At 70.9% G+C, this 17,674-nt stretch carries 19 protein-coding genes; 13 read left to right on the plus strand and 6 right to left on the minus strand.

Translation table 11 applies throughout. The annotated features are described in order from the left end of the window. Positions 1 to 2: 2 nt before the first annotated feature. A complete protein-coding gene (locus ABFX46_RS30600) occupies positions 3 to 221 on the plus strand; it encodes a DUF2283 domain-containing protein (protein ID WP_346047396.1) in 219 nt (72 codons plus the stop codon). Positions 222 to 257: 36 nt separating this feature from the next. Then, positions 258 to 803: a flavoprotein gene (locus ABFX46_RS30605; RefSeq protein ID WP_346047397.1), complete on the plus strand. Its 546-nt coding sequence runs from the start codon at positions 258 to 260 to the stop codon at positions 801 to 803. Positions 804 to 833: 30 nt separating this feature from the next. On the opposite strand, the gene ABFX46_RS30610 is transcribed toward ABFX46_RS30605, so the two are convergent. Continuing rightward, positions 834 to 1,679: an SDR family oxidoreductase gene (locus tag ABFX46_RS30610; RefSeq protein ID WP_346047398.1), complete on the minus strand. Its 846-nt coding sequence runs from the start codon at positions 1,677 to 1,679 to the stop codon at positions 834 to 836. A gap of 176 nt (positions 1,680 to 1,855) precedes the next feature. On the opposite strand from ABFX46_RS30610, the gene ABFX46_RS30615 reads away from it, so the two are divergent. Beyond that, positions 1,856 to 2,428 (plus strand): dihydrofolate reductase family protein, encoded by a 573-nt coding sequence (locus ABFX46_RS30615; RefSeq protein WP_346047399.1) that lies wholly within the window; start codon positions 1,856 to 1,858, stop codon positions 2,426 to 2,428. A gap of 132 nt (positions 2,429 to 2,560) precedes the next feature. Next, a complete protein-coding gene (locus ABFX46_RS30620) occupies positions 2,561 to 3,106 on the plus strand; it encodes a tyrosine-protein phosphatase (RefSeq protein WP_346047400.1) in 546 nt (181 codons plus the stop codon). Between the two features lie 112 nt (positions 3,107 to 3,218). Here the strand turns inward: ABFX46_RS30620 and ABFX46_RS30625 are convergent, their stop codons facing one another. Further along, complete coding sequence (locus ABFX46_RS30625) at positions 3,219 to 5,708, minus strand: DNA gyrase/topoisomerase IV subunit A (RefSeq protein WP_346047401.1); 2,490 nt, start codon at positions 5,706 to 5,708, stop codon at positions 3,219 to 3,221. 148 nt (positions 5,709 to 5,856) lie between these two features. Here ABFX46_RS30625 and ABFX46_RS30630 point away from each other — a divergent pair, with 148 nt between their 5' ends. From ABFX46_RS30630 to ABFX46_RS30655, 6 genes are all read left to right on the plus strand, one after another. Beyond that, positions 5,857 to 7,020, plus strand: a complete 1,164-nt coding sequence (locus ABFX46_RS30630) for a lactate 2-monooxygenase (protein ID WP_346047402.1) — start codon at positions 5,857 to 5,859, stop codon at positions 7,018 to 7,020. Positions 7,021 to 7,398: 378 nt separating this feature from the next. Then, on the plus strand, positions 7,399 to 7,806 hold the full coding sequence (locus ABFX46_RS30635) for a MarR family winged helix-turn-helix transcriptional regulator (protein WP_346047403.1): 408 nt from the start codon (positions 7,399 to 7,401) through the stop codon (positions 7,804 to 7,806). Positions 7,807 to 7,846: 40 nt separating this feature from the next. Next, positions 7,847 to 9,127: an alpha-amylase family glycosyl hydrolase gene (locus ABFX46_RS30640; RefSeq protein WP_346047404.1), complete on the plus strand. Its 1,281-nt coding sequence runs from the start codon at positions 7,847 to 7,849 to the stop codon at positions 9,125 to 9,127. Positions 9,128 to 9,218: 91 nt separating this feature from the next. Beyond that, on the plus strand, positions 9,219 to 9,863 hold the full coding sequence (locus tag ABFX46_RS30645; RefSeq protein ID WP_346047405.1) for an ABC transporter ATP-binding protein: 645 nt from the start codon (positions 9,219 to 9,221) through the stop codon (positions 9,861 to 9,863). 64 nt (positions 9,864 to 9,927) lie between these two features. Further along, positions 9,928 to 11,070, plus strand: a complete 1,143-nt coding sequence (locus ABFX46_RS30650; protein WP_346047406.1) for a sensor histidine kinase — start codon at positions 9,928 to 9,930, stop codon at positions 11,068 to 11,070. Further along, positions 11,067 to 11,672 (plus strand): response regulator transcription factor, encoded by a 606-nt coding sequence (locus tag ABFX46_RS30655; protein WP_131940195.1) that lies wholly within the window; start codon positions 11,067 to 11,069, stop codon positions 11,670 to 11,672. Before ABFX46_RS30650 ends, ABFX46_RS30655 begins: the two co-directional genes overlap by 4 nt. Here the strand turns inward: ABFX46_RS30655 and ABFX46_RS30660 are convergent. The 4 genes from ABFX46_RS30660 to ABFX46_RS30675 all read right to left on the minus strand — a co-directional run bounded on the left by ABFX46_RS30660 (position 11,669) and on the right by ABFX46_RS30675 (position 14,411). Then, complete coding sequence (locus ABFX46_RS30660; protein WP_346047407.1) at positions 11,669 to 12,358, minus strand: class I SAM-dependent methyltransferase; 690 nt, start codon at positions 12,356 to 12,358, stop codon at positions 11,669 to 11,671. The two genes, ABFX46_RS30655 and ABFX46_RS30660, sit on opposite strands and share 4 nt — an antisense overlap. A 39-nt stretch (positions 12,359 to 12,397) precedes the next feature. Then, positions 12,398 to 13,147 carry an SDR family NAD(P)-dependent oxidoreductase gene (locus ABFX46_RS30665; RefSeq protein ID WP_346047408.1) on the minus strand — a complete coding sequence of 250 codons (750 nt, stop codon included), beginning with the start codon at positions 13,145 to 13,147 and terminating at the stop codon, positions 12,398 to 12,400. An 80-nt stretch (positions 13,148 to 13,227) separates the two neighbouring features. Continuing rightward, a complete protein-coding gene (locus ABFX46_RS30670) occupies positions 13,228 to 13,809 on the minus strand; it encodes a TetR/AcrR family transcriptional regulator (RefSeq protein ID WP_346047409.1) in 582 nt (193 codons plus the stop codon). A gap of 32 nt (positions 13,810 to 13,841) precedes the next feature. Next, complete coding sequence (locus tag ABFX46_RS30675) at positions 13,842 to 14,411, minus strand: hypothetical protein (RefSeq protein ID WP_346047410.1); 570 nt, start codon at positions 14,409 to 14,411, stop codon at positions 13,842 to 13,844. 612 nt (positions 14,412 to 15,023) lie between these two features. Here ABFX46_RS30675 and ABFX46_RS30680 point away from each other — a divergent pair. Genes ABFX46_RS30680 through ABFX46_RS30690 form a run of 3 tightly spaced genes read left to right on the plus strand, consistent with a single transcriptional unit; the run spans position 15,024 to position 17,592 of the window. Next, positions 15,024 to 16,103, plus strand: a complete 1,080-nt coding sequence (locus ABFX46_RS30680; protein WP_346047411.1) for a methionine ABC transporter ATP-binding protein — start codon at positions 15,024 to 15,026, stop codon at positions 16,101 to 16,103. Then, complete coding sequence (locus ABFX46_RS30685) at positions 16,100 to 16,756, plus strand: methionine ABC transporter permease (protein ID WP_346047412.1); 657 nt, start codon at positions 16,100 to 16,102, stop codon at positions 16,754 to 16,756. Before ABFX46_RS30680 ends, ABFX46_RS30685 begins: the two co-directional genes overlap by 4 nt. A gap of 20 nt (positions 16,757 to 16,776) precedes the next feature. Then, positions 16,777 to 17,592 (plus strand): MetQ/NlpA family ABC transporter substrate-binding protein, encoded by an 816-nt coding sequence (locus ABFX46_RS30690; protein ID WP_346047413.1) that lies wholly within the window; start codon positions 16,777 to 16,779, stop codon positions 17,590 to 17,592. Positions 17,593 to 17,674 lie beyond the last annotated feature (82 nt).

A 17,674-nucleotide genomic window follows, 5' to 3' on the forward strand; every position in this document is an offset into this window, starting at 1 on the left:
TCATGGACAAAAGCATTGAGCGAGCCGCCAAGGTAAAAATCTCAACGGAAGTCGATGCGCTCTACATCCAATTGGCCGATGAAATCGATCCCGGCGAGTCGGTGAGAAACGAGTCGTTCAGGCTGAAGACCCGCGACTCCGAGATGATTCTCGATTTCTCGGCCGACAAGCGCCTGCTCGGGATCGAGATACTCGGTGTGGAAGACCTGCTGAAAGACTGAGCGTCACCCCGGGGCGTCCCATGGGAGGCTGGGACGGTGGCCAACGACCCAGTGCTCTATGTGATCGCCTGCGGCGGACGGCCCGCTGCCGACCTCCCGCCGTTCGTCGAACGGCTCAAAGCCGACGGGTGGACGGTGTGCGTGGTCTCCACCCCGTCCGGCATGAAGTTCCTGGACGCCGGACGCCTGGCCGGGTTGACGGGCTTCCCCGTCCGCTCCGACTACAAGCGACCGGACGAGCCCGACGTCCTGCCACCCGCCGACGCGTTCGCCGTGGTGCCCGCCACGTTCAACACGATCAACAAATGGGCCCATGGAACGAGCGACACCCTGGCCCTCGGCCTCCTCAATGAGGCCGTCGGCCTCGGCCGCCCCATCATCGCGGCCCCCTGGCCGAACGCGGCGCTCGCCCGCCACCCCGTCTTCGTCCGCAGCATCGCCGAACTGCGCGAGTGGGGCGTCACCGTCCTGCTGGACCCCGTCAGCCTCCCGACCCCCGACTCCGGCGACGGCCCCAAGGGCGTTTTCCCGTGGTCCGAGATCCGGCAGAACCTCGCCGAGCTTCACGCCCGCCTGAGCTGAGAGCCCGAGCCGCCCCGGTCCGGCGTGCGGTCAGACCGGCTTCGCGGTGACCTCGGTGTCGGCGGCGTAGGCCGCGTCACGGCGGGCCTCGAACGCGGCGAGCCGTTCCCGGAGCGCGGACGTCACGTTCTCGTAGGCATCGGAGTTGAGCAGGAGCCGGCGCGGCGGGTCGTCGGAGAGCGAGGCCTCGATCGTCGCGTGGACGACGCCGGACTGGCTGGCGGGCATGTCCTCCACCGGCGGTGACGGGGTGTCCGCCGGGCCGCCCCGGTACGGGGCGCTGAGGGGGACGCGTTCCGCGGCGTCGTAGAAGCTCGTCCGGACCATGCCGGGCTCGACCAGGATCGTCTTGATGCCGAAGGGCTCGACTTCCGGCGCCAGAGCTTCGAAGTACCCTTCGATGCCCCATTTCGTCGCGTGGTAGATGCCGAACTTCGGAAACGCGATGTGGCCGCCCATGCTGGACATCTGCACGAGCACCCCGCCGCCCTGCTCCCGCAGGTGCGGGACGACGCGGCGCGCGAGGTGGATGGACGCCGTCAGATTCGTGGCGATCGATCGCTCCACCTGGTCGTCGGTGAGGTCCTCGGCGGCCCCCAGCACACCGAAGCCGGCGTTCGAGACGACCACGTCGATCCGTCCGAGATCGGCGAACGCCGTGCCGACCACCGCGTCGAGCCGGGCGGTGTCGGTGACGTCGAGCCGGTACCGGCGCAACCGGTCGCCGTGTGCGGCGGCCAGATCGTCCAGTTGCTCGGGCCGCCGCAGCGTCGCGGCGACGCGGTCCCCGCGCGCGAGGATCCGCTCCGCGAGTTCGCGGCCGATGCCGCGCGAAGCGCCGGTGATGAACCAGGTCTTCGAACCGTGTGAGGTCATCCCGCAAACTTCCAACCCGGAGCGTGCTCCAGGTCAAGCCGCAGACCGCGCCCGACCCGCCCAGGCCCCGTCCGCCACCGTCGAGGCGCGACGCTACCGACAACCAAATAGTTCTTGACAAATTTTTTTGTCCAGGACATGCTGTGACCGTACCGCCGGACCCAAGGGAGACCACGATGCGCACTCTGATCAGCACCGCCTTCATCTCGCTCGACGGCGTCATGGAGGGGCCGGGCGGCGAGCCCGGCTACCGGAACAGCGGCTGGACCTTCAAGGACATCGAGTTCGTCCCCGAGGCGTACGAGATCAAGGGCCGGGAACAGGAGGAGTCCACCGCGCTGCTCCTGGGCCGGGCCAGTTACGAGGCGTTCAGCCCGGTGTGGCCCGGCATGGAGGAGTTCGCCGGCTACAAGGTGATGCCGAAGTACGTCGTCTCCACCACCCTCACCGATGACGATCTGGTCGCGGGCTGGGGCGAGACCACGATCCTGCGTTCGCTCGACGAGGTCGCCGCGCTGAAGGAGACCGAGGGCGGCCCGATCATCCTCCACGGCAGCGCGGCCCTGAACCATGCCCTGTCGGACGCGGGCCTGATCGACCGGTACCACCTGCTCGTGTTCCCGCTGCTGCTCGGCGCGGGCAAGCGCCTGTTCAGCGCCACTGACAAGGACACGCAGCGGCTCAAGCTCGTCGAGCACGAGGCATACTCCAACGGCATCCAGAAGAACGTCTTCGACGTCATCCGCTGACAGCCGTCCGTCGCCGCGTTCCAGAGGTGCTGACCAAGACCGGGTTCGTCCCGGCCGGCCCGGCGAGCACGGACTTCGGGACGATCGAGGCGGCTGGCCGGCCGCCCTCCAGGTGCATGGGGGAGCCGTACGATGATCGGCATGACGAGACATATCGCGTTCGACGGCCTGTGCAACTTCCGCGACCTCGGCGGATACCGGGGCGCCGACGGCCGCGAGGTGCAATGGGGCCGGCTGTATCGATCCGACTCACTCGGCAAACTGAAGAACGACGACTGGGAACGGCTCCGGGGACTGGGTGTCGGCACGGTCATCGACCTGCGCTACCCCTGGGAGATCAAGGCGCAGGGCCGGGCCCCGGAGCATCCCGACATGGCGTACTTCAACTTCAGCATCGAGCACCGTCCCTACGACCAGGCGGAGCTCGATCCAGAAGTCGATCCATGGAGGTTCCTGGCCGACCGCTTCGCCGAAGTGGTTTCCGATGGCGTGGACGAACTGAGCCGAACATTGGAGGTCATCGCCACCTCCACGCGGCCGACGGTTTTCCACTGCAAATCCGGCAAGGACCGGACGGGCATAGTCGCCGCGCTCGTCCTGTCCCTGCTGCATCTGGGTGCGGGACGAGACGTTCTTCGTCACCTTGCCGGGGAGGGGTGTCTGCCGGCCGGTTGGTGATGTTGTCGAGGTGGCGGAGGGGATCGTGCGGTGCAACGAAAATCTCAATGCCCGGGTTCGGCCGGGAGTGTGGAAAGGGGAGGCCCCGGGTGACGTACCCGGGGCCTCTTTGTCACTCTTCGGTTGGTTCGTCTTCCTCGGGGGGCGGGCCTATCGGGCCGCTGATGGAGACGATGGGCTTGTCCAGTTTTTCGCCGGAGCCGTCTCGGCGGCCCATCGTGACGTTCAGCATGGCCGGCTTGCCGTTGGCGGCCGCCGCGCGGAGCGGTGTCGGGGCCGCCCATGCCTGGAGCAGGACGTCCTCGCCCTTCAGGAAGCGGTGCGCTCGGACGCCGCCCGTCGCGCGGCCCTTGGACGGGAAGTCCGCGAAGTCGGCCAGCTTGATCGCGCCCGTCTGCGTGCCAGGCAGTGCCGAGGACGAGCCCGAGATCGTGATGACGCGGGCCTCGCGGTTCGGGTCCAGGGCGCCGAACCACATGACGCTCGCCCCCGCGCTCAGCTTGATGCCCGCCATACCGCCGGCGGCCCGGCCCTGAGGACGGACGAGCGATGCGGCGAAGTGCAGGAGTTGGGCGTCGGTCGTGATGAAGACGAGGTGCTGGTCTTCGGAGAGCAACTGGACGGCGCCGACGACGCGGTCGCCGTCCTTCAGGCCGATCACCTCGAACTCGTCACGGTTCGCCGGGAAGTCGGGGACGACGCGCTTGACCACGCCGTGGGCGGTGCCGAGGGCCAGGCCGCCGCCTTCCTCGCCCACGGCGGCGATGCCCACGACCGTTTCGTCCGGTTCCAGGTCGACGTACTCCGCCACCGGGGCTCCGCCCGCCAAGGAGGGCGGTGTCGCCGAGGGCGGCAGTGTCGGCAGGTCCAGGACGTCTATGCGGATCATGCGCCCGTGGGATGTCACCGCTCCCACCTGGCCGCGCGCCGTGGCGGGGACGACCGACGTCAGGACGTCGTGCTGGGCGCGGGGGCCGCTGTCCGGAAGGGGCGACGCGTCGTGCGTGCGGGCCATCAGGCCGGTGGACGAGAACAGCACCGTGCACGGGTCGTCCGCCACCTCGAGCGGGACGGCCGTGGCCGCCGTCTGGCCCGAGGATTCGAGGAGGATCGTCCGCCGGGGGGTGTTGAACTCCTTGGCGACGTCGCCGAGCTCCTTGGAGACCACGCCGCGGAGCTTGCGCTCCGACTCCAGGATCGCGGTCAGGCGGGCGATCTCCTTGGCGAGCTGCTCCTTCTCCTTCTCCAGTTCGAGCCGGTCGTACCGGGTCAGGCGGCGCAGCGGCGTGTCCAGGATGTACTGCGCCTGGATCTCCGACAGCTCGAAGATCTGCATGAGGCGCTGCTTGGCCTGGGCGGCGTCGTCGCTCTGCCGGATGACCTGGATGACCTCGTCGATGTTCAGCAGCGCGACGAGCAGGCCGTCCACCAGGTGGAGGCGGTCCTCGCGCTTCTTGCGGCGGAACATCGAGCGCCGGCGGACGACCTCGATGCGGTGGTCGACGTAGACCTGCAGCATGTCGCGCAGGCCGAGCGTGCGGGGCTGGCCGTCGACCAGCGCGACGTTGTTGATGCCGAACGTCTCCTCCATCGGCGTGAGCCGGTAGAGGTCGGCGAGGACGGCCTCCGGGTTGAACCCGTTCTTGATCTCGATGACCAGGCGGAGGCCGACCATGCGGTCGGTGAGGTCCTTCAGGTCCGAGATGCCCTGGATCTTCTTGTTGTTGACCAGTTCCTTGATCTTGGCCTTGACGCGCTCGGGACCGACGGAATACGGGAGTTCGCTGACGACGATGCCCTTGCGGCGCGGCGTGACGTTCTCGATGGAGACCGTGGCGCGGGTGCGGAAGGTGCCCCGGCCGCGCTCGTAGGCGTCCCGGATGCCGTCCAGGCCGACGATCTTGCCGCCGGTGGGCAGGTCGGGGCCGGGCACGAAGCGCATCAGGTCGTCGAGGGTGGCCTCGGGGTTGTCGATCAGGTGCCGGGCCGCCGAGATGACCTCGCCGAGGTTGTGCGGCGCCATGTTCGTGGCCATCCCGACCGCGATGCCGGACGCGCCGTTCACCAGCAGGTTCGGGAACGCGGCCGGCAGGACCTCCGGTTCGCGCTCCTGCCCGTCGTAGTTGGGACGGAAGTCGACCGTGTCCTCGTCGATCGACTCGACCATCAGCATCGCTTCGCGCGACATCCGGGCCTCGGTGTACCGCATGGCGGCGGGCATGTCGTCGCCGCCGAGCGAACCGAAGTTGCCGTGCCCGTCCACGAGCGGCATCCGCATCGCCCACGGCTGCGCCATCCGCACCATCGCGTCGTAGATGGCGCTGTCGCCGTGCGGGTGCAGCTTGCCCATGACCTCGCCGACGACGCGGGCGCATTTGACGTGGCCGCGGTCGGGGCGGAGCCCCATCTCGTTCATCGAGTACAGGATCCGGCGCTGGACGGGCTTCATGCCGTCCCGTGCGTCGGGGAGCGCCCGCTGGTAGATGACCGAGTAGGCGTACTCGAGAAAACTGCCGCGCATCTCGTCGGAGACATCGACGTCGACGATGTTCTCTTCGAAGTCCGGCGGAGGTGGAGGGGCTTGGGATCCGCGTCGTGCCATGCCCCACATTGTGGCCGGTCCCGGGGACATCTTTCGCCCGCCCCACCGAGTGCGCCGTCCAACTCGGGGGATTGGTGCCGTTCCGTCACCTTCCCGGACCTGGCAGATTGAGGGTGGACGGTTTCCATATCCCCAGGTGGAGGTTCCCGTGAGCGGGCTGGCCGACTTCCAGAACTCGATCTATCTGCAGGGGCTCGGCGACGTCGTCCCGTCGCTGCCGACGGACCTGACGAAGCTGGAGGGCCTCGCGGAGCGCGCCCTGTCGGCGCGGGCGTTCGGGTACGTGGCGGGATCGGCGGGCAGCGAGGCGACCGCGCGGGCCAACCGGGAGGCGTTCGACCGGTGGCGGATCGTGCCGCGCATGCTGCGGGACGTCGCCGACCGGGACCTGTCGGTGGAGGTGCTGGGCACCGCGATGCCGTCCCCGGTGCTGATCGCGCCCATCGGCGTCCAGTCGATCTTCCATCCGGACGGTGAACTGGCCGTGGCGCGGGCGGCGGCGGCCGAGGGGGTGCCGATCGTGCTGAGCACGGCGTCCTCGTTCACGATCGAGGACGTGGCCGAGGCCAACGGCGAGGGCCCGCGCTGGTACCAACTGTACTGGCCCAAGGACCGGGAACTCGCCGTGAGTTTCCTGGAGAGGGCCAAGGCCGCCGGCTACACGGCCCTTGTCGTCACCCTCGACACGTTCACGATGGCATGGCGCCCGCGCGATCTGAATCAGGCGTACCTGCCGTTCCTGCGCGGGATCGGTGTCGCGAACTATTTCAGCGATCCGGTCTTCCAGAAGGCCGTCGGCGGTGAGATCACCGATGCCAACAAGGACACCGCGATCCTGCACTGGGTCGCCAACTTCGGAAACCCCAGCCTCACCTGGGACGACCTCATCTTCCTCCGCGACCACTGGGACGGGCCCATCGCGCTCAAGGGCATCCAGCATCCCGATGACGCGCGCCAGGCGGTCGACGCCGGCATGGACGCGGTCATCGTGTCCAACCACGGCGGACGCCAGGTGGACGGGGCCATCGCCTCACTGGACGCACTGCCCGGCGTCGTCGAGGCCGTCCACGACCAGGCGACCGTGCTGTTCGACAGCGGGATCCGGACGGGCGCGGACATCGCCAAGGCTCTCGCACTCGGCGCCAAGGCCGTCCTGGTCGCGCGTCCGTACGCCTATGGGCTGGCGCTCGCCGGTCAGGCCGGGGTCCAGCACGTCCTGCGCTGCCTCCAGGCCGAACTGGAACTGACCATGGCGCTCTCTGGAATCAAGACTCTGGACGGGCTGACTCCCGACATTCTGGTGCGGGGGTAGGCGAAGCGTAGATGGCGTAGATCGCGGCCAAGGCCGCCTCTATGTCGCTGACGCCCTCGAAAGCAGGGGCATCGCGGTCTGGCCGAAGTACCCGTAACCCCAGTTCCCTGGGGCGAATGTTCCTGCAACAAGGGTCGCCAGGCATGTCCCGCCGGTCGCGCCAAGCGCGCGCAGCAGAGCAGCACGAACGCCGCCGCCTGCATGACGATGTCCGCACCGAGATGGGCGAGCCGTTCCAGCAGCCATGCCGAACCGAGGGCCGGGAGGACCGCCGCCATCGTGGCGGCGGAGCCCGCTCTCCCGCGCGCAATCCGACGTCGGCCCTGATCGCCTCTCGGGTTTAGTAAGTGATAGCGTAACACTGTGGACGGTGTTCCGATGGAGGCGGTTGCGGAGATCCGGCACGGGATCATGCGCATGTCGCGCCGCATGCGCGCGGCCCGCTCGCCCGACGCGCTGAGCAGCAACAAGCTCGTCGTGCTCGGCCACCTGTACCGGGACGGCTCCGCCACGCCCGGCGAGCTGGCGGCGGCGGAAGGCCAGAAGCCCCAATCGCTGACGCGCGTCTTCGCCGAACTGGAGGCCGACGGGCTCGTCTCCCGGGCGCGCGGCGAGCGCGACCGCCGTCAGGTCGTGCTGACCATCACCGAGCAGGGCGTGGAGGCGCTCCGCCGCGACACCGGGGAGCGCGACGCCTGGCTCGCGGGCGCGCTGGCCGGCCTGACGGAGACCGAGCGCGACGTCCTCCGGATCGCGGCCCGCCTGATGGGACGCCTCACGGAATAGTTCGTGAGTACGTACTACTTTTCCGGGTAGGGGAACGGGCATGCGCTGGCCCGATCACGCCATCTGGTGGCACGTCTACCCGCTCGGTTTCGTCGGCGCCGAACGCGAGGCCCCACCCGGAGGCGCGTCCACCGCGCACCGGCTCGCAAGGCTGACCGGCTGGCTCGATCACCTGGTCGGGCTCGGCTGCAACGGGCTCGCGCTCGGCCCCGTGTTCGCGTCCGAGACGCACGGCTACGACACCGTCGACCACTACCGGATCGACCCGAGACTCGGCGACGAGGACGACCTGCGGCGGCTGATCGACGAGGCGTCCCAGAGGGGAGTCCGGGTCCTGCTCGACGGAGTCTTCAACCATGTCGGGCACGGCTTCGAGCCCCTCGCCGACCTCATGGCCCACGGCTACGACTCCCCGTACCGCACCTGGTTCCACCCAGACCTGCGCACCTTCGAAGGGCACGACCGGCTCGTCACGCTCAACCACGCCGAACCCGAGGTCGCCGCCTACGTCACCGACGTCATGACCCACTGGCTGGAGCGCGGCATAGACGGCTGGCGTCTCGACGCCGCGTACGCCGTCCCGCCCCCGTTCTGGCGGACGGTCACAGACCGCGTCCGCGCGCGCTTCCCGGAGGCGTGGTTCGTCGGCGAGGTCATCCACGGCGACTACACACGCCTCGTCGAGCACACCGGATTCGACTCCGTCACCCAGTACGAGCTGTGGAAGGCCATCTGGAGCTCACTTAACGACCGCAACTTCTTCGAACTGGCCCACGCGCTCGACCGGCACAACACGATGCTCGACACGTTCGCCCCGCAGACCTTCCTGGGCAACCACGATGTGACCCGCATCGCCAGCCGCCTGGAGCGGAAGGAGCACCGGCAGCATGCACTCGTGATCCTGCTGACCCTCGGTGGTGTCCCGTCCATCTACGCCGGTGACGAGTTCGGTTTCGAAGGCATCAAGGAGGAACGCGTGGGCGGGGACGACGCCATACGCCCGGCCTTCCCGGAACGTCCCGACGAGACCCCCGGCTACGCCTCGGCCCACCACCGGCTGTATCAAGACCTGATCGGCCTAAGACGCCGTCATCCGTGGCTAGTACGTGCCCACACCACGGTCGCCACCTTGACCAACACGGCTCTCTCCTACACAGTGGGCCACGGCGCAGAGCGACTCGCGGTCGTCCTCAACCTGGACGACAAGCCGGCCACCACCGCTCTGCCCACCGCCGACTGGACGTGCGCAGCCGGTGAAGCGAGCTTCACCGCCGACGGCGCCACCATCCCGCCGACCGGATGGGCGATCGCCGAACCATGACATTTGTCATGGCCCACCCATGGATTCCTCACGACCGCCTTCTGACGCCTGTGACTGCACGCCCGCGCGCCTGGCGGCAAGCATGGATGCCATGAAGGCACCCGTGATCGAGGTACGCGACCTGGACCTGAACGAGGCCGTGCGGAACGTCTCGTTCACCGTGGCCGAGGGCGAGGTCTACGCACTGCTGGGCCGGTACGGCTCGGGCAAGACCACCCTCCTGGAAATGCTCGCCGGTCTGCGCCGCCCCACGAGCGGAACCGTCCGGTTCCGGGGCGCGGACCCCTACGACGACCGTGACTCCGCGCGCGCTGGGGTCGTGTGGCGTGACGGTGGCCTGTTCCCAGGGCTGACCGTCACCGAGGTCATCGACACGTGGCGGCGCTGGACCCTCGACCCGATCACCCGCGACGAGGCCCTGCGCCTGGCCCGCCTCACCCACGTCGCCGACGTCCCGTTCGAGCGGCTCACCGCCGGGCAGCGGCGCATGCTCGACCTCGCGCTCGCCCTGGTCGGACGGTCGGACGTCCTGTTCCTCGACGAGCCCACCGCCGGGCTCGACGCAGGCGCCGCCCGCGAGGTGTGGTCCGTGCTGCTCATGCTGGCCGCGGGCGGCGTCAGCGTCGTGATCACCACCCGCGACCCCGACGAGGCGTGCCGCGCCGACCGGGTCGGCATCCTGGATGAGGGCCGATTGGTCACCGCCCGGGACTCCGTCCGGCTCCGCGCCGCCTGACCGGCCGCGCCCCCCGGTCCGCCACCGACCCGCCGCCACCGTGTCGGCCGCATACGCTGGGCGCGTGCAGCCCGGCATCCCGCGTCCCACCGTCATCGCCGCGATCATCGTGGGGATGACGGTGCTGACGATGTCCGGGCTCCTGCTGCCGGCGCTCTGGTACGAGATCGCCGAGCGGCGGGAGGCGGGCCACCTGCTCCTCGCCCTCACCGGCGTCGGCGCCGCGTTCGGCCTCTACGGCCGGCTGCTGTGGCAGAACCTGATGCGCCGCACCGCGCCCGTCCACCGGCTCGGGCTCGCCGCGATCGCGCTGATCTGCTGGGCGCTGCCGCCGCTGCTCGACACCGGCCCCGGCTGGGGCAACGCGCTGCTCGTCCCGGCCGGGCTGATCGCCGTCGTCCTGCCGGTGCGGCAGGCGGTCGCCGTGACGGCGGCGGCGGCCGTCCTGACCCCCGCCTACGGGCTGCTGCTCGGGCTTCCCGCCCTCGGCGTCCTGTACGAGATCGCGGGGGTGCCGCTCGCCGCGTTCTCCGGGTATCTCACGGTCTGGCTGTTCCACGTCGTCCAGGAGCTCCGGGAGGCGCGGGCCGAGCTGGCCCGGTCGGCCGTGGGGGAGGAGCGGCTCCGCTTCGCCCGCGACCTGCACGACGTCCTCGGCCACAGCCTCCAGGCGGTCGCGCTGCGCGCCGAGGTCGCCGAGCGGTTCGTGGAGCGCGACGACGGGCGCGTCCGCAAGGAGCTGACCGAGATCCAGACGATGGCGCGGGACGCCGTCCGGGACGTGCGCGAGGTCGTCCGCGGCTACCGGACGACGTCCCTGCGCACCGAACTGGACGGGATGTCCGCCGTGCTGCGCGCCGCCGGGATCCGGTGCGAACGCCCCGAGGTGTCGCCGTCGCTGCCCGCGCACGTCCACGAGCCGCTCGGCTGGGTCGCCCGCGAGGCGGCCACGAACGTCCTGCGGCACTCCAGCGCCACCTGGTGCGAGATCACCGTCCGGGCCGACCGCGACCGCGTCCGGATGGAGATCGTCAACGACGGCGCCCGGCGCCGCCCCGGCACGGCCGGCAGCGGCCTGGCCGGGCTCGCCGAGCGGATCGGCGCGGCCGGCGGCGAGTTCGGCGCCGGCCCGGCCGGCGACGGGACGTTCCGGGTGACCGCCGCCGTCCCCGCGGCCGCCCCGGCGCGAGCGAAGGGTGAGGCATGATCCGCGTGCTGCTGGCCGACGACCACCTCCTGATCAGGGAGGCGCTCGTCCTGCTGCTGGAGACCGAGGACGGCATCGAGGTCGCCGCCGACGTCGGACGCGGGGACGAGGCCGTCGACCGCGCCCTCGCCCTCAAGCCCGACGTCGCCGTCCTCGACATCGACATGCCCGGCCTGGACGGGCTCGCCGCCGCCGAGCGCCTCGCCCGCGACCTGCCCGGCTGCCGGCTGGTGATCGTCACCGCGCACGGGCGCCCCGGCAACCTGCGCCGCGCCATGGCCGCCGGCGTCCGCGGCTTCCTCGGCAAGGACGCGCCCGGCCGGCGGCTCGCCGAGGTCATCCGGCAGGTCGCCGCCGGCGCCCGCTACATCGACCCGCAGCTCGCCGCCGACGCCCTCGCCGCCGAGGAGTGCCCGCTCACCCCCCGCGAGCTGGACACCCTCCGCGCCGCCGCCGACGGCGCCCCGGTCTCCCGCATCGCCCGCGACCTCGGCCTGTCGGAGGGCACCGTCCGCAACTACCTGTCCGCCGCCGTCACCAAGCTCGGCGCCGCCAACCGCCACGCCGCCGCCCGCACCGCCCGCGACCTCGGCTGGTTCTAGCGGCGGGCTACTACCAGGGAGCCGCGTTTTGTTACTGGGAGCGGGGTGTGGAGGTGTGCGGCGGCCTCGGCGGCCATCGGGCGGGGGACGTGCCGGGCGACCAGGTAGTCGCGGATCGCGGCGCGGTCGGGGAGCGTGATCAGCGGGGCGTCCCAGCGCTCCACCTCGACCTCGCCGAACACCTCGCAGACGCGGTCGGGGGCGTCCTCGGCGTCGAACGGGCCCGGTTCGGGACGCCAGACGGGCGCCAGTTCGGGGCTGTCGTCCCGGCAGGTCGCCGAGGCCAGCAGGAGCCCGCCGGGGGCGAGGACGCGGCGGGCCTCGCGCAGCGCCCGTCCCGGGTCGCCGACGTGCTGGAGCATGTTCACGGCCACGGCGGCGTCGAACGTCCCGTCCCGGAACGGCAGGCGCAGCGCGTCCGCCCGCACCCGCGCGCCCGGGTGGGCGCGCAGCAGGGCCGCGGACGCGTCCAGGCCCACGAGCCGGAGGGGCGGCGGGTGGGGGAGGGCGGCGCTGAGGGCGCCCTCCCCCGAGCCGATGTCCAGGACGAGGGAGGCGCCCGCCCTCAGCAGTTTCGCGGCGATGTGGTCGTGCAGGCTCCGCGCCCCGATCAGGTACTTCCTGACGACCCTGCCGGCGAGGCGGAAAGGCTCAGGGGCGGAGTCGTAACCGGGTTCGAGGGCCATGAAGTGAGTCTGCCCGGTGACACGCCGGGAAAAGCGTTGTCACGCGGTGGCGCCGCCGTCGATGACGAGGTCGTGCCCCACCACGTGGCTGGACGCGTCAGAAGCGAGCCATAGGACGGTCGAGGCGACCTCGGACGTGTCCGCCACGCGTCCTGCCGGGATGGCCGTACGCATGCGGGCCGCCCGGTCGGCTTCGCTCTCGTCCGGCAGGAGCGACATCGGGGTGTCGCTCGCCCCGGGGCTGACGGCGTTGATGCGGACACCGTCGGCGATGTGGTCGAGCGCCGCCGTGCGCGTCAGGGTGCTGACCCCGGCCTTGGACGCCGCGTACGCCGCCATGCCCCGACGCCGCCCGTGCGCGCCGATGTTGGACGAGACGTTGACGATCGTCCCGCCGCCGTGGGTTCGCATATGGGCGATCTCGTGCTTCATCGACAGGAAGACCCCGGTCAGGTTCACCGCGAGGACGCCGCCCCAGGCGTCGGGGTCGAGGTCGGCGACCGGCCCGACCGGGCCGAGGATCCCGGCGTTGTTGACCGCGACGTGCAGGCGGCCGTGGCGTGCGGCCACCGTCTCGACCATGCGGGCGGCGGACGCGGGGTCGGCCACGTCGGCGACCACGGTATCGGCCGTGTCCGGGCCGATCTCCTTGACGGCGTCGGCGAGCGCGGTCACGTCGCGTCCGGCGAGGACGACCGTGGCGCCGTCGCGGGCGAAGGCGCGCGCGACGGCGCGGCCGATGCCGCCCGCGCCGCCGGTGATGAGGACGGTCGTGCCGCTGAAGGCCATGGCTGGGCTCCAATTCTAGATCGATCGGTCTTGAATGAGGGCGAGAAGAAGCCCGGCCGGGTGGCCGGGCGGCGGAAGGGTCAGTCGAACAGGGCGAGCGCCTCGCGCGTCGCGTCCCGGAGGCGGCCCTCGTCGGCGGGGGCGCGGCCGAGGACCCGCATGCCCTGGAACAGCACGAGCAGCAGGCGCGCCAGGGACCGCGGGTCCTTGTCCGGCGGCAGCTCGCCCTGGGCCCGGGCCCGCGTCAGCGCCGACGTCAGTGTCCCCTCCAGGAAGGCCCAGCTCGCCTCGACGAGCCGGGCGGCCTCGGCGTCGCGCGCGGCCAGCTCGACCGCGGTGTTGACCACGAGGCAGCCGCGTCGTGCCTGGTCGCCGACCGATTCCTCGGCGTAGTGCTCGATCAGCGCGCGGACCGCCGGCAGGACGGGACCCGGCTGCGACAGCGCCTCGGCGATCTTCGGATCGGTGTCGCCGAGGTAGCGTTCGAGCGCCTTCAGGTACAGCTCGCGCTTGCCGCCGAACGTCGCGTAGATGCTGGCGCGGGCGATGCCGAGACGCTCCACGAGATCGGCCATGGACGTCGCCTCGTAGCCGCGCTCCCAGAACAGCTCGAGCGCGCGGCGCAGTGCGAGATCGGGGTCGAACTCCTTGGACCGTGCCATGGCGGCACGGTAACCCGTTCAAGAACGAACGGTCAAATATCGGCTCTGCGGGCGGGGACGGCCGGGTGGTCGAGGTCCATGGCGTCCAGCACCGAGCCGTCGGCGGCGAGGGCCTCCACGACCGGCCCCCGGCGGGCGCCCCACACCACGACGACGTGCCCGTGCTCGGGGACGTCCAGGATCCGGGTGCCGACCCGGATCCGCGCCACCTCGGCCGAGGCCCGCAGCCGCGCCTCGTTCACCCACTTGGCACCCCACGGCAGCAGCCGGTTGGAGTTGCGGACGGTCCGGCCCGACCCGTACTTCAGCAGGTGCCGGCCCATCTCCCCGGACGAGCGGCGCGACAGCGGCTCGGCCGGCGCGAACCCGCCCGCGCCGCCCAGCTCCCGCCACTCCCCGTCGCGCTTGTGGAACGTCCAGCCCTCGACGAACGCCGACGCGTCGCCCCACTGATGCAGGAACGTGACAACGGCGACGTCGCCGTCCATGTCGAGTCCGAGCGGAAGGAAGTCCCGTCCCTGCTCGAAGGCGGCGGGAGCGGGAACGGGCAGGCCGTCCCTGAGGAGCCGCATGCACTCCTCGTGCACCTCGTGGTCGTTCATGTTCGGGACCTCTGGATCATGCAGGCAGGACAAAGGGCCCTCCCGCGAGAGGGCCCCCACGTGGCACTCACTCTAGAGGTCCGGCTCGTCTGGTTTCACCCATCTGACGTACTCCCTTTCATGCTTTGCCGAGCACCGTTCACCGGAACGTCGATCAAGGCGGCACGCTGGGTGAACGCCCACGGCGGCGCGGCCGCGGCCCGGCGCGATCGACGTCACACCGTGCGGAGTTGCCGCCAGGCGCGTGAAGCGGGTTAACTGCTGACATGTCCTCCGTACGCCCGTGCCGTGAGCACCGCCCGCCGATGCCGCGGGCCATGCGGCGTACGTGTTGCCGGCGAATGTGTGACCGCTGAGGGCCCCTGCCCGAGCCTCGCGCCCCGAAGCGAGCCCGTCCTCCGCACCCCTGAGTCGCCGATGTTCTTCGAACGCCACCTGCTGAGCCACGCCCCGTTCCCGCCCGGCCGCTCCTAGACGCCCTCTCCGAGCGTCCGCGCGCCGCGCATGCCGTACGCGCATGCCGTGCCGTAGCGCTGCGCTCGCGCGCCCGCTCGCCGTCCCGCCGACCGTCGCCGCTCGTCCGGCGTCCCGTGCCCGCATGGATGTTTTCCTGTGATTCAGATCGAGAAACTAAGAAAAAGCTACCGCGACCGCGGCCGCGAGGTGATCGCCGTCGACGGGGTCGATCTGACCGTCGCCGAGGGCGAGGTCTTCGGCGTGCTCGGACGCAGCGGCGCCGGCAAGAGCACCCTGCTGCGCTGCGTCAACCTCCTCGAACGCCCCGACGCGGGCCGCGTCGTGGTCGGCGGGCAGGACCTGCTCGCGCTGCGCGGCGCCGGGCTGCGCCGCGCCCGCCAGGGCATCGGCATGATCCACCAGCACTTCGGCCTGCTCGGCAGCCGGACGGTCGCCGGGAACGTCGCGTTCCCGCTGGAGGTCATGGGCGTCCCGCGCGCGGAGCGGGCCCGGCGCGTCGCCGAACTGCTGGACCTGGTCGGGCTCGACGAGCACGCGAAGGCGTACCCGGCGCAGATCTCCGGCGGGCAGAAGCAGCGCGTCGGCATCGCCCGCGCCCTCGCCGGACGTCCCAAGGTGCTGCTGTCGGACGAGGCCACGTCCGCGCTCGACCCGGAGACGACCGCGTCGATCCTGGAGCTGCTGCGCGACCTCAACCGGCGGCTCGGCCTCACGGTCCTGCTGATCACCCACGAGATGGACGTGGTGAAGCGCATCTGCGACTCGGCCGCGGTCATGCGGGACGGCCGGATCACCGAGTCCGGGCCGGTGAACCGGCTGCTCGCGCGGCCGGGCTCGGAGCTGGCGCGGGACCTGTTCCCGCTGCCGCCGGCCGAGCCCCGCGACGGGTGGACGCTCATCGAGGTCACCTTCACCGGCGGCACCACCGACGAGCCGTTCGTGTCGGCCCTCGCCCGCAAGTACTCGCTCGACGTGAACATCCTCGGCGGCGCGGTGGAGACGGTCGGCGGCGAGCGCGTCGGACGCCTCCAGCTCGAACTGCCCGGCGACCCGGACACGAACGCCGCGCAGCTGGCCTTCCTCCGCGACTCCGGCCTGACCGTCGACGTCAGAACCCCCACCGCGGCCGGCCCGGCCGAGACGGCCGACTCCACCGCCGCGGCACCCGCCACCACGAAGTCCGCTGACGACGCGAGTCGGGAGGATGTGCGATGACCTGGGACGAAGTCGCCCCGCTGCTGTGGCCCGCCACGGTCGACACCCTCTACATGACGGGCGTCGCCACCCTGTTCACGGTCGTGCTCGGCCTGCCGCTCGGCGTGCTGCTGGTGGTCACCGAGCGCGGCGGGCTGCTGCCCGCGCAGCCGGTGAACCGGGCGCTCGGCGTGGTCGTCGACATCGGCCGGTCCCTGCCGTTCCTGATCCTGATGGTGGCGATCATCCCGTTCACCCGGATCGTCGTCGGCACCAGCATCGGCAACGCCGCCGCGATCGTCCCGCTGACGATCGGCGCGATCCCGTTCTACGCGCGGCTCGTCGAGATCGCGCTCCGCGAGGTCGACTCGGGCGTGGTCGCCGCGGCGGACGCGATGGGCGCCACCCGCCGGGAGATCGTCGGCAAGGTCATGCTGCGCGAGGCGCGGCCGGGCCTGGTGTCCGGGCTGACCGTCACCGTCATCGCGCTGATCGGCTACACGGCCATGGCCGGGACGGTCGGCGGCGGCGGGCTCGGCAACCTCGCCGTCGTCTACGGCTACGAGCGCTTCGAGACCAAGGTCATGGTCGCGACCGTCGTGCTGCTCGTCGTCATCGTCCTGCTCGTCCAGGCCGCGGGGGACCTCGTCGCCCGCCGCCTGAACCACCGCTAACCCACAGAAAGGCACTTGTCGTGCTTCGCAAGATCACTGTCGCGCTGGCCTCCGTCGGTCTCCTCGTGGGGCTCACCGCGTGCGGGAGCTCGGAGGCGTCCGACGATCCGGACGCCCCGCTGAAGGTCGCGGTCAACCCCGTCCCGCACGGCGACATCCTCGCCTACGTCAAGGACAATCTGGCCGCGAAGGCCGGGCTCAAGATCGAGATCGTGACGTTCAACGACTACCAGCAGCCGAACACCGCGCTGAAGGAGAAGCAGGTCACGGCGAACTACTTCCAGCACGTGCCGTTCATGGAGGAGTTCGAGAAGCAGACGGGGACGAAGCTGACGTTCGTCGCGCCCGTCCACCTCGAGCCGCTCGGCGTGTACTCGAAGAAGGTGAAGAACCTGCAGGACGTCCCGCAGGGCGCGGAGGTCGCCGTCCCGAACGACCCGGCCAACGAGGGCCGCGCGCTGAAGCTGCTCGCCGCCAACGGGCTGCTCACGCTGAAGCCGGACGCGCCGGCGACCGCGACCCCGCGCGACATCGCGACCAACCCGAAGAACCTGAAGTTCAAGCCGGTCAAGGCGGCGCAGCTGCCCCGGTCGCTGGACGACGTGGACCTGTCGGTCATCAACGGCAACTACGCCATCGAGGCCGGTCTCGCGCCGAACAAGGACGCGCTCGCCGCCGAGAAGGCCGAGGGCAACCCGTACGCCAACGGGATCGTCACCCTGCCGGAGAACAAGGACGACGCGCGCGTGAAGAAGCTCGTCCAGCTGCTGCAGGGCCCCGAGGTGAAGAAGTTCGTCGAGGACAAGTACAAGGGCTCGGTGCTGATCGCCTCCTGACGCACCGGTCTCCGTCCGGACGGCGCCCCGCCGCGATGCGCCGTCCGGACGGAATCCCGCGCGGTTTGTCCGCAGGTCCTGA

This window comes from Actinomadura chokoriensis, assembly GCF_039529475.1.
In the GTDB taxonomy this organism is placed as follows: Bacteria; Actinomycetota; Actinomycetes; order Streptosporangiales; family Streptosporangiaceae; genus Spirillospora; species Spirillospora bangladeshensis.